Annotated in this window: 11 protein-coding genes; 7 read left to right on the top strand and 4 right to left on the bottom strand. The window is 68.9% G+C overall.

The window, feature by feature from the left end; genetic code table 11:
* Positions 1-777 precede the first annotated feature (777 nt).
* Positions 778-1,101: a hypothetical protein gene (locus IG94_RS43890; RefSeq protein WP_224326655.1), complete on the bottom strand. Its 324-nt coding sequence runs from the start codon at positions 1,099-1,101 to the stop codon at positions 778-780.
* Between IG94_RS43890 and IG94_RS0136860 the strand changes: the two genes are divergently transcribed.
* Together IG94_RS0136860 and IG94_RS44455 are read left to right on the top strand one after the other, a co-directional pair.
* Complete coding sequence (locus IG94_RS0136860; RefSeq protein ID WP_346009432.1) at positions 1,084-1,788, top strand: MmyB family transcriptional regulator; 705 nt, start codon at positions 1,084-1,086, stop codon at positions 1,786-1,788. The two genes, IG94_RS43890 and IG94_RS0136860, sit on opposite strands and share 18 nt — an antisense overlap.
* 400 nt (positions 1,789-2,188) lie before the next feature.
* Complete coding sequence (locus IG94_RS44455; protein ID WP_052411045.1) at positions 2,189-2,644, top strand: DUF6228 family protein; 456 nt, start codon at positions 2,189-2,191, stop codon at positions 2,642-2,644.
* Between the two features lie 233 nt (positions 2,645-2,877).
* Here IG94_RS44455 and IG94_RS0136850 read toward each other — a convergent pair whose 3' ends face one another.
* Both IG94_RS0136850 and IG94_RS0136845 read right to left on the bottom strand, forming a co-directional pair.
* On the bottom strand, positions 2,878-3,891 hold the full coding sequence (locus tag IG94_RS0136850; protein WP_031048045.1) for an NAD(P)H-dependent glycerol-3-phosphate dehydrogenase: 1,014 nt from the start codon (positions 3,889-3,891) through the stop codon (positions 2,878-2,880).
* 381 nt (positions 3,892-4,272) lie between these two features.
* Entirely contained in the window at positions 4,273-5,805 is a 1,533-nt protein-coding gene (locus IG94_RS0136845; RefSeq protein ID WP_031048040.1) for a peptide deformylase, read from the bottom strand.
* A gap of 140 nt (positions 5,806-5,945) precedes the next feature.
* On the opposite strand from IG94_RS0136845, the gene IG94_RS0136840 reads away from it, so the two are divergent.
* From IG94_RS0136840 to IG94_RS0136825, 5 genes are read left to right on the top strand one after another with little or no spacing between them, the layout of a single operon-like run.
* Positions 5,946-7,103 carry a glycosyltransferase family protein gene (locus tag IG94_RS0136840; protein WP_031048037.1) on the top strand — a complete coding sequence of 386 codons (1,158 nt, stop codon included), beginning with the start codon at positions 5,946-5,948 and terminating at the stop codon, positions 7,101-7,103.
* On the top strand, positions 7,100-7,378 hold the full coding sequence (locus IG94_RS43885; RefSeq protein ID WP_224326638.1) for a hypothetical protein: 279 nt from the start codon (positions 7,100-7,102) through the stop codon (positions 7,376-7,378). Before IG94_RS0136840 ends, IG94_RS43885 begins: the two co-directional genes overlap by 4 nt.
* Positions 7,339-7,797 carry a hypothetical protein gene (locus tag IG94_RS39220; RefSeq protein ID WP_224326639.1) on the top strand — a complete coding sequence of 153 codons (459 nt, stop codon included), beginning with the start codon at positions 7,339-7,341 and terminating at the stop codon, positions 7,795-7,797. The genes IG94_RS43885 and IG94_RS39220 overlap by 40 nt, the downstream gene beginning before the upstream one ends.
* A complete protein-coding gene (locus IG94_RS0136830) occupies positions 7,794-9,008 on the top strand; it encodes a hypothetical protein (protein WP_031048034.1) in 1,215 nt (404 codons plus the stop codon). The genes IG94_RS39220 and IG94_RS0136830 overlap by 4 nt, the downstream gene beginning before the upstream one ends.
* Positions 9,008-9,928: a glycosyltransferase family 2 protein gene (locus IG94_RS0136825; protein ID WP_224326640.1), complete on the top strand. Its 921-nt coding sequence runs from the start codon at positions 9,008-9,010 to the stop codon at positions 9,926-9,928. Before IG94_RS0136830 ends, IG94_RS0136825 begins: the two co-directional genes overlap by 1 nt.
* Here the strand turns inward: IG94_RS0136825 and IG94_RS0136820 are convergent.
* A complete protein-coding gene (locus IG94_RS0136820; RefSeq protein WP_224326641.1) occupies positions 9,853-10,515 on the bottom strand; it encodes a P-loop nucleotide/nucleoside kinase family protein in 663 nt (220 codons plus the stop codon). The two genes, IG94_RS0136825 and IG94_RS0136820, sit on opposite strands and share 76 nt — an antisense overlap.
* Positions 10,516-10,622 lie beyond the last annotated feature (107 nt).

Raw genomic sequence — 10,622 nt, 5'->3', positions numbered from 1 at the left:
ACCGCCGCTACGAACGCAGAGCCGATCACTTCCTAGCCTTCACCAGCATCGCCTGCACCCTCATCTGCTACCGCAGGCTGGCCAAATGAGATGACTTCTTATGCGCCTGGAGGAGAGGCCCAGCGCGGAAAAGGCGGTGAGAAGGTCCGCCCCCAGCGACCGGCTGACCATTTAGCCTCCGACGCGCGGGAGTTGAATCCTCTTGAAGCGTCGACGCTGACTATGCGGCCCTCTGCCGGTCCACCCGTTCGCACCGTCCGCGTAACGCTCGTCCGGTCAGGGGCTGTGCTGGGCGCCGGGCGCAGGGCGACGAACACGTGCGGGAAATGCGCCAAGATGAAGGTCTTGCTGAAGTACTCTCTGTCGAACGCCGGGGCACCCAATACGTGGCTCTCTCGGAGGCGGCAAACAGCGAGACGGAAAGCGACTCGACTGTCCCGACGTACTCACAGATGATCTTCACTGCACCCTCCCTCGTGTCGCATGCCGCAGCGGTTTCTTCAACCGCCCGACCGGAGTGATCCAAGTCATATCCGGCCAGCAGCGCTCGCGCTGACCCAGCGGCGGCGTGGCTTATACCCCCGTGACTCACCCAGTGATCCGCGGTGCGCTGTATGGACGAACAGATCTTGGGCTTGGTCCGGATCATTAGTCAATGCACGGTAAAGATCACAGCGGGGTCACGAGAAGTCTGCTACGGAAATGCTCGTTGCGCTCCACCGCTGTTCAACTTGCCTATGTGTGCGCGCACTTGGCGAGTCCTGAGCGGCGCGACTATCAATGGCTCTCTGCGCCCTCACGGGACAAGTCGGTCAAAATGTGGTGACCGGCAATCTTCTGCCGGTCGCGCAGTGCCGCCATCGCTCTATCATGTAGCGCAGGGGGCGGCGTCTGCTCGATATAGCCTTGAGAAACGCGCGATTTGATCAGGACCGGGCAGACGAGAAGTGCGAGGAACGTGGCATGTGCGGGGCCATAAAGGATGGCGGCGGTGAAGGAGAATCCGCCGGGATCGGTGCCCTGCTGCGTGTCTTCCGGGCCGCTGCCGGCACCACGCTCGGCCGCCCGATCCTCCAGAGAGAAGTGGCCGACGCCCTGCACAGGAGCGAGCGCTGGTACCGGGACCTCGAAGGCGGAGTGATCACCCGGCCCCTCACCCGCCACGAACTCGACACCATCGGCACGCTACTCGGACTCGACCGCGTCCAGCGACGTGCGCTGTTCCTCGTCAGCAACGGCGGGGGACTCTCCAGCCCGGAAACCCAGGAACCACCACGCATCAGCGACGAACTGCGCCTCCTGCTGGACCAGCAGCCTTTCCCCGCCTACGTCATCGATGCCACCTGGAACATCTTGGCCGTCAACACGACGATGGCCGCCCTGTTCCCGTGGTCGACCGCTCCCGGGGCCAACCTCATGCGGTGGCTCCTCCTCAGCGCCGAAGCGCGCGACCAGCACCTGAACTGGGAGGCCGACGCGGAGGTGTGCGTGCGCATGCTCCGCGACGCGGCCGTCGACCGCCCCCACGACCCAGACCTTCAGCAGCTCATCAGTGACACCCGTCAGAACCCCGCCGTACGCGACCTGTGGACCCGTGGCGCAGCCGACTTCGCCGACCACTACGACGGCCACGTACTGCAGATGACGCTTCCGCTCTTCGACGGTCAAGTGACCGAACTGGTCACCCACGTGCTGCAACCCGCCGGACTTCCTGGTTGCCGCATGACGATCCTGACCCAGCGAGCACCCCAGGAGCCAGCAAGCCGGCAAGCCGTCCCCGCAAAGTGACGGGCCCCTCCGCCGGCGCTCGGCTATCCGCGGCCCGGCCGGGGGAATCTCTGACGGGCGGCCCCCGCGGCCTCTGCCAACCGGTTGCCGGGACAACCGTGGCGACGGTCCCTCCGAGCGCCGACTGGCGTTCCACGGAACGCTGTCTCAGCCATATCGTATTCGAGGGTGCCAACTCCAGCGGCTCCGGCTTGTTGAAACTGCTCCAACACTCATGCGTCGCATTCAACTGACAAGTCCATAGCCCCGACTTCCGCAAAGGTCCGCCAGAGTGACGGCAATCACCAAATCGCGCCCCGTGACAGAAGAAGGAACTCCTGTTACGGGCCGGTGTGAGCGGAAATGCCGCGTGGCAATCGTCACCCTTCAGGGGAAGGGGGCAAGGCAATAGAATGGGCCAATGATCATTCACGATGCGCGCGGTGGACAACTCCTCCGCGTGGGAGACCCGGGGCAAGGGGTCCACCTGCTGTTCTCCACGCCGACGCGGCCGTACGGGGACGACCCTGCGCTTGACATAACCGTACGGGCCAAGGGTGCCTGGGTGGACGTCAGCGAGTTGGTCCGGACGCTGGACGGTGACGGACTGGTGGAATTCATTGGGTCACTGGCTGACGCATCGGGCAGCTGGAGTGAACCTCGCACTTGGCAGTCCAGTGAGGGGCAACTGAAGATATCGGCACAGCGTTCGGATGGGCGCATCGTCCTGACGTGGGGGATATGGCGAGGGGTGACCGAGTCCGAAAGTGCGTGGTACTTCGAGACCGTCACATCGCACAGGGGTGAGAACGAGATGCGGGGATTTTCCGAAGCGTTTCAGGCACTATTTGACGGGAAGTCAGAGGTGGTTGCGTAGATGGCTGTCGGCGCCCCCGGTGTGCTGCCGCTGGAAGTCCTTGCAGCGGCCCACCGCTAGGCTGGCCCCTCAACCTCTTCCCAGCCATCTTGCGTTCTGACGCGGTCCCTTCCACCGTCAGGGGCCCTATCGCCGGGCGGTCAGAAGTTCGTGGATCTGCCGCGCGGCGGACCAGGACACCCGGGAGACCTATCGACGCATCCTCGTCACCACTGCTCCGGTCGCGTTGCGGATCAGCGCTCGGGCTTGGGTGGGCGCTGCATCAGCGCTGCCGTGGCCTGGGCGAGCGTGATTTTGCCGTTCAGCAGGTCTGTGACGACGTCGGTGATCGGCATGTCAATGCCGTACGCGTGGGCCAGGCCGAGGGTCGCCTGGGCACTCTTGACGCCTTCGGTGGTCTGCCGGGTGGCTCTGGTCGCTTCTTCGATGCTCAGGCCCATGCCGAGGTGGGTGCCGAAGGTGCGATTGCGTGAGAGAGGGGAGGAGCAGGTGGCGACCAGGTCGCCGAGGCCGGCCAGCCCGGCGAGGGTGCCGGGGTAGGCGCCCATGGCCACGGCCAGTCGGGTGGTCTCGGCGAGGCCGCGAGTGATGAGCATGGCCTGCGCGTTGTGTCCCAGCCCCATGCCAGCGGCGATGCCGACGGCGAGGGCGATGACATTCTTCACCGCGCCACCGAGTTCGCATCCGGTCACGTCGGTGCTGGTGTAGGGGCGGAAGTAGCTGGTGTGGCACGCTCGTTGGATGCGGATGGCGGCAGCTTCGTCGGAGCAGGCGACGGTCGCGGCGGCGGGCTGTCCGGCCATGATCTCGCGGGCGAGGTTCGGCCCTGACAAGACGGCCACCCGGTGGGCGGGGATGCCAGTGACCTCGGTGATAACCTCACTCGCCCGCAGGCCGGTCTCGCGCTCGATGCCCTTCATCAGGGACACGATGATGGTGTCGCGCCCGATGTGCGGCGCCCACGCGGCGAGGCTTTCCCGAAGGGACTGAGCGGGGATGGACAGCACAAGGAAGTCCGCATTCTCCAGCGCGGCGGCCGGGTCGGTCGTGGCCGTCAGCGTCTCCGGCAGGTCCACGTCTGGGAAGTAGCCGACGTTGCGACGTGTCGTGTTGATCGCGTCGGCGATCTCGGCTCGGCGGGCGTGCACGATCACGTCGGTGCCTGCGTCGGCCATGATCTTGGCGACGGCGGTGCCCCAGGACCCGGCAGAGAACACCGCCGCGCGGGCGCTACGGTGCTGGAGCACTGCGGGGTCCTTCCAAGAGATGGGCGGGCCTGGCGCCGGCGTGGTGACCCGGGCGATCCTATCGGCTGCACCTGAGGGTGCCCGGCTCTCGGTGGGGCGGGGCAGGGTGGGTGCAACAGTGCGCCGTCCGCACCGGATGGGCAGCGTCCTGGTGTACCGCCCCGAGCAGCCTGCGCTCTTGGTCCTCGCCCAGCTCGCGTCCTCGGTCCGCTCGATCCACAGCCGGTATGGCCGAGTGCTTGTCCACATTCCCCACCTGCAGCCTGGCGCGCTGATCCGAGGGAGGGACGTGGTTGAGGGCGACCGCTACGCCTCTCACGTACCTCACCCGACTTCTGGGCCCCCGCATCCCCGAGCGCGGGGGCCCGGCATCATCGGGATTCAATGCTCGTAGGACCAGGCCCGTCCGGTCTGCCGGTACTCGGTCACGGAGATGGGCTGCACTCCGGGGCGCATCCGAGCCGTGTACAGGTGGCCGTCGAGGTGATCGATCTCGTGCTGGATCAGACGGGCGAGGCCGCGTTCGTAGTCAGTGATCACGGTCGTCCCGTCGAGTGTCATGGTCTCGACTGTGATCCGGAGAGGGCGGGGGACGAGACCGCGTACGTCGAAGAAGGACAGGCATCCCTCGTACTGGTCGTCGGTCTCACGCGAGGCGGCGATGACCCGGGGGTTGAGCAGTACGATCGCGCCCGCTCCTGGCTCGGCGGGCTGGACGACGGCCGCGGCCCGGCCGATGCCGATCTGTGGGGCGGCAATGCCCATCCCCTTGGCGAACGTGTGCACGCCCGCGATGCGCTCCATGGAGGTGAACAGGCTCTCCACGGCTTGCTCGGCGACCTCACGTTCGGCAGGGAGTGAGAAGGGGCGTGCCGGCTCGGCAAGGATGGGGGCGCCTTCCTGGACTACGCCGAGGTTGCGCATCTGCTCGCTGGGCCGCACCTCGTTCACGTGAACTCCTGTTGAATCTCGTCGTGTCCGCGCCGCTCGGAAGCGCCATTCAAGACGATAGCGGGCGTGCAGGATCGGATGGCCGGTCGACCAGGTGAAGACGGTGGTGCCGTTCTCCTCCCGCCGGGTGGGCGCGGAGTTCAGCGGTGACGCCTCGGAGGTCATCGACGTCACTGTGCCCCACACGGCCGGGTCGAGTTCTGTGGGGAAGGCCAGCTCGACTTCGAGGTGTCCTGTGGGCAGCCGGACCGCGCGCTGGAACCAGTGGCCCCATTTCTCCTCGCTGACCGTGTAGGCGTATTCGATCCATACGGACTCGCCCGGGTACAGCGGGAAGCGGCCTTGGTCGTTGTCGAACAGCAGCCAGACCTCTTTGAAGGCGTCGCGGTCGTGCTTGGCCTGCCAGCGCATGGCCTCTCCTCGGCAGACCGCGGTGAGGTTGAGTTCTTCCCAGGTCAGTGGGTGCGCACGGTAGTGGTGGTTGGAACGCTCGGGTTCGCAGGGGTACCGGTCGACGCTGATGCGGATGAGGTAGCGGGTGATCGGCTCGGTGCCTGTGTTGCGCAGGAGACGGCGCATGGTCAGCCGGTAGCGGCTGCCGTCGTAGTCGAGGCGTGCGGCGTCGTGCTCGACGAGTACTGAGGAGCCGGTGGCGTAGGGCTGCTCGGCCTTGCGGGCGGCGGGGACAGCTGCCGGCTTGGTGGAGCGTAGCCGGGCGGTTTCGTACTCGCACCACAGGTGCCAGATGGCCTTGCCTGTGTTCAGGGTTTCGTCGGCGCGCCGGGCGAAGTCTTCGCTGGGCTTAGTGCGGCCGGATTCCATGTGGCTGACGTACGACGGGTGGAAGCCCATCCGTTCCGCCAGCACCTTCTTCGACATGCCGCGCACCTCGCGCCAGCGCGCGACCTCGGCTGCGAAGTGCTGGTGAGCTTGCTCCAACGTGGCCTGCCCCTGCGGCTCCATCAATTCCCCCGTCTGAGGCGCTGGTTGAGTACGTGAGTGAACCGAGAGTGATGACAGTTCACCATTCTGTCGCCCGCCCTGCCGCCAGTTTGCTGTGTTCACCGGCCCGGCACGACCCCCGGGTGGCTGGAGGAAGTCTCATGCAGCGAGTGCTGTACCTGCTCAACGTCTCGAATCCGAACCGGTTGTCGGCCGACTCGGGATTCACCTTCGCGGAACTGCTTGCGCCGGCCCTGGCGGACACCGGGGCCGAGGTGACCGTGTCCGCGCCCGCACCGGTCGGTGACCCGCGGGTGCGGTACGTGGCCACGGCGTCGCCGTCCACGAAGTACCGGGCGCGGTTCGACCCGGGCCTGGATGCCCTGGTCGCTGTCATGCGGGACGTGCGGCCGGATGTGGTGGTGGCCAATCAGGTGGAGGCCGCCCCGGCTGTCCGGGCCGCTTTGCTGGAGGCCCGCGTCGATGCGCTGGTGGCCGGCTACTGCCACTACTTGCCGTTCTCCTTCACGGCGGGGCAGCAGATGCGTCTGGACCCGTCCTTGGACGACGGGGGTCTGGGGCGGAGTGTGCTCCTGGCGTTCGCGGCCGGTCTCGCGGCCTGTGACCAGGTGCTGGTCCACTCGGCCACAGCCGCGTCGTGGACGTCGGCGGCTGCGGCACGGATGAGCGTGGACCTCGGCGAGAAGCTGACCGTGGTCCCGGCTCCGCGCGACGAGCGCCTCGTCCGGGACCCGGCCGACGCCGGCGTACCGGAGGGCACGGCGGTCGGCGCCTACAACCACCGCCTGTACGCGCACTACGGCACCGCCGAGTTCACGGCCCTGGCGCGAAGGCTGGTGCACGACGCACCGGTGCGCCTGATGGTGATGGACCTGTTCGGGCAGCGCAGCCCCGAACGGATCAGGCTCGACCCGAGCCCCGAGCGGTTCCGGGACGAGCTGGCCGCGCTGGACCGGGTGACCGTCGCCTCCGACGGCGGTGACCGGGTGCGCTACCGGCAGATGCTGGCCGGCTCCCACTTCGGTATCGCCCCGTTCCGTGAAGGCTGCCCGTGGTCCATGTCGGTGATCGACTGCCAGGGCATGGGGCTGCCCGTCATCGCACCTCGCACGGGGTGGCTGGCCGAGCACATCGACGACGAGCTGCTGTTCGACACGCCCGACGAAGCCCTGTCCATCGCGAGCCGGCTCGCCACCGACGCCGAGTTCTACCGGGTGCAGGCCAAGCGCGCCTACGCCTCGACCGTCGACCTGGCGCCCGACCAGGTCGCCGCCCGCTACCTGGAGGCCCTGCGATGAGCGACTTCGACGCGGTGATGCTGTCCTACGACGAGCCGATCGCAGACCAGTTGCACGCACGCCTGCAGCGTGTCCTGGGCACCAGGGTGAAGCGGCTGCACGGCGTGCAGGGCATGCGCCGCGCCTACCGGCTGGCCGCCGAGGTCACCGACAGCGAACAGTTTCTCCTCGCCGACGGGGACTTCGTCATCGCCACCGCCTCGGCAGCGTCGCCCCCCTCGCCGAAGGCGTGGCCATGCGGGTGTGGCGGGCCAGGAACCCGCTCAACGGGCTGATCTACGGGTACGGCGGGCTCAAGCTGATCCGCCGCTCGGCGCTGCGCCAGCTCGGCAACGCGGTCGACGTCCTCGCGGCGCTGCCCGGCCGCGCGGAGTTCGTCGCCGACGTCGCGGGCACGACCCGCATCAACCAGTCCCCGTACCACGCCTGGAAGGCCGGGTTCCGGGAGTGCGCCATGCTGGCCCGCGGCAGCGAGTACGGCATGGACGACGGAGAGGCCACCGAGCGGATCAAGGCGTGGACCGACGGAGCGGAAGGCGAGTACGCCGACTCCGCCACCGCCGGCGCACGGGAGGGCGTCGCGTTCGCCGCGGAGGCGGCGCACTTCCCGCACCTGTTCGACCAGCTCAACGACCCGGCCTGGCTGTTCAGCCGGTTCACCGCCGGACACGCCGAGCAGGCCGTCGCCGGATGAGCAACGACGTCCTGGTGCTCGTCGAGCCCGGAGCGCACCGGGCCGGCGGGCACCACCACGGCGCCCTGACCGCGCTGGCGAAAGCACACCGCGCGCCACTGGTCCTCGTCCCGTTCGGCATCGTCCCGGAGACCCGGCAGGCACTGCGCGCGGCCGGTGCCCGGGTAGCAGGCCCCACCGGCGTGGTCCCCGGCGCGCTGGCCCTGGCCGCCGGTGTCGTGGCATCGGTAGCCGAGGTGTCCCGGCGGCTGCTGCGCGGGCGCCGGTGGCCCACGGCGGTACGGCGAGTCCCGCACCAGGTGACGTTGCTGTCGCGCTGCCTGGCCGAAGCGGCGTGCGTGCGCACCGCCCGCCGCTTCGGTGCCGGGCCGGTGGTCGTGCTCAGCGCGAGCGAGGCCCTGCACGGGCTGGCCGGTCTCCTCGGTGGGCCGCACAGCCGTTTCGTCCACGAGGTCGTCACCACCGAGGACGGGCCGCTGCGGCTGCTGGGCCGGGTGGCCCGGCCCGGCGAGCAGCGTGTGCGTGTCCTGGTGCCGACAGAGGCGGTGCGCACCGATGTGGCCGCCCGGTTTCCCCGGCTTCGGGTCACGGTGCGGCCGTACGCCGTCGCAGACCCCGGCGACCGCCTCACCGCCGAGGAACGCCACCGGGCACGGGAAGCCTTCGGCATCCCGGAAGGTGAGCCAGCTGTGTGCCTGGTGGGCGGCTGGTGGCCGTACAAGGACATGGACGTGGTGGGTACGGCCCTCGCCCGGTTCGACGGTCCCCTGCACGTCCTGGTCACGGGCGCGCCGCTCGACCATGAGGTACTCGACAGGTGGAGCGCGCTGCCCGGGGCGCGGCTACATATGGTGCCCGGCCCAGCCAGCGAGGCACAGGTCCGGTCCGTGTACGCCGCTGCTGACGCCGCGGTGGTGGCACGCCGGCCCGGTGTGGCCAAGGAGTCCGGGCTCGTGGTGGACGCCGTACGGCTCGGCGTGCCGCTGCTCGTCTCCGGCCACGATCCGGCCCTGGCCGGCCGCTTGTCCGGCCTGCCGTGGGTGCGGATCTTTCCCGTCGGCGATGGCCAGGCGCTGGCCGTGATGCTGCGCGATCTGGCCTGGGGCCCGCTCCCGAGGCCGGACGCCTGCGCGGTCGGCGCACTGGGCGTGCCCACACCTGCCGAGCAGGTGGCCTTCCTCACCGACACCGCTACGAAGGAGTCTCCCTGATGACTGCTGTTCCCCCGCTGATCGCCGTGGTCGGCCCCGTGGAACCCGCCTTGCTGACCGCGTGGGTCGGCCACTATCGGGCGCTGGGCGTCGACCGGTTCCTGCTCGCCTTCCACTTCACCGAGCACGCCTGCCCGGAGCGCCGCCACGCGGTGCAGGCGGCATGCCGGGAATTGGGGGTCGTGCCGGAAGCCGTGAGTACCGGCCCCTGGCACGAGCACACCAACGTGCGGCTGCGGGACCTGGTGCGCGCCAAGGCCGGTCAGGGCTGGCACCTGCTGGCCGACTCTGATGAGTTCCACGCCTTCCCCGCGCCGCTGCCCGAGCTGATCGCCGAAGCGGAGAGCGCGTCGGGCACGGTCGGCGGGGTCATGCTCGACCGGGTCGCCGCCGACGGCAGCCTGCCCGGGTGGAGCCCGCAGGACGGCGGGCTGGACAGGGCCTATCCGCTGGGCGGCTTCTTCACCCACCACCTGCTCCGCGGAGACCCTCGGAAGATCGTCCTCGCGCACTCCACGGTGCCGGTGGCATCCGGAAACCACCGGGCGGAGGGCCATCGGCCGGTGAACCGTCCCCCGGTGGTCGTGCACCACTTCAAGTGGCGCACCAGGGTTCGGGAGAACGCCGAGCAGCGGGCGGCGCATTCGGCCGACGGCACGTGGCAGGACGCCTCACCGGCCCGGCTCACCGAGGCCCGCCGCTTCCTCGCCCACCTGGACCAGCACGGTGGGCGGATCAACGTGCAGGACGAGCAGTACGGGTTCCGGCCGGTGTCCACGCGTGCGGTGCCGGACTGGTGGGCGCAGGAAGCGGCGGAGATCGTCACGACCTGGAGGCCGCCTGCCTACACCGCGGGGCCGAACGAGCCCGCTTCGATGATCTCTTCCCCTTCACCTTTGGGTGGATCGAACCTGGCGTAGAAGTTGTCCAGGGCGGACGGGGTGACGGCGAGCGCGTTGGCGTCGTCCCGCCGGTTCCGTTGGTCCAGGCGGCGCAGCAGCTCCTCGCGCGGGACGGGGAAGTACAGGAGCCGCCACCGGCCACCTGCGGACTCGACGATCTTCTTCCACTCGTCCCGCGCGGGACGCAGCCACAGCCCGTGGTCGAGGACGACGTCCTGACCGGCCGCGACGAGCGCAGTCAGGCGCTCGCGGATCTCGGCGACCACGGGCTCCTCCAGCGAGAAGTACTCGTGCTCGGGGTAGTCCACGCCGTAGCGGCCGTGCCGGGCGTGAATCTCCTCGTCGACCGACAGGCGCACCGCCCCGGCCGGGACCAGGTGCTGTTTCGCGTAGGTGGTCTTGCCTGACCCGGTCAGTCCGACCAGCAGGTACACCACCGCCCTCGGGGCGTGTCCGCACTGGGTTTCGCTCGTTGTGGTCTGCTTGTGCACAGGGCGATCGTAGAGCCGGCCGACCCAGTGGTGGGCGTACATCAAGGTTGCCCGTAAGAACGGGGCGAGCGTGTCGATGCCCTGGGGGCTGTCCCTGGGCTTGTCGGTGTTCATGCCCGAGCTGGAGGGCAGATTGCCACGCCCGGGTGTTGGTGTCCTCGGCGGGCATGCTGGACGTGGCCGGGCAAGGAGCGGGAACCGCTTCGCTGTCTGGCTGACGT

This window comes from Streptomyces olivaceus (assembly GCF_000721235.1).
Lineage (GTDB): Bacteria > Actinomycetota > Actinomycetes > Streptomycetales > Streptomycetaceae > Streptomyces > Streptomyces olivaceus.
This window is presented reverse-complemented; position numbering and strand designations above follow the sequence as displayed.

Coding starts and splice junctions, on each gene's coding strand:
- IG94_RS43885 (WP_224326638.1), top strand. CDS start 7,100: ATGAGCGACTTCGACGCGGTGATGCTGTCCTACGACGAGCCGATCGCA.
- IG94_RS44455 (WP_052411045.1), top strand. CDS start 2,189: ATGATCATTCACGATGCGCGCGGTGGACAACTCCTCCGCGTGGGAGAC.
- IG94_RS0136830 (WP_031048034.1), top strand. CDS start 7,794: ATGAGCAACGACGTCCTGGTGCTCGTCGAGCCCGGAGCGCACCGGGCC.
- IG94_RS39220 (WP_224326639.1), top strand. CDS start 7,339: ATGCGGGTGTGGCGGGCCAGGAACCCGCTCAACGGGCTGATCTACGGG.
- IG94_RS0136840 (WP_031048037.1), top strand. CDS start 5,946: ATGCAGCGAGTGCTGTACCTGCTCAACGTCTCGAATCCGAACCGGTTG.
- IG94_RS0136845 (WP_031048040.1), bottom strand. CDS start 5,805: ATGGAGCCGCAGGGGCAGGCCACGTTGGAGCAAGCTCACCAGCACTTC.
- IG94_RS0136825 (WP_224326640.1), top strand. CDS start 9,008: ATGACTGCTGTTCCCCCGCTGATCGCCGTGGTCGGCCCCGTGGAACCC.
- IG94_RS0136820 (WP_224326641.1), bottom strand. CDS start 10,515: ATGAACACCGACAAGCCCAGGGACAGCCCCCAGGGCATCGACACGCTC.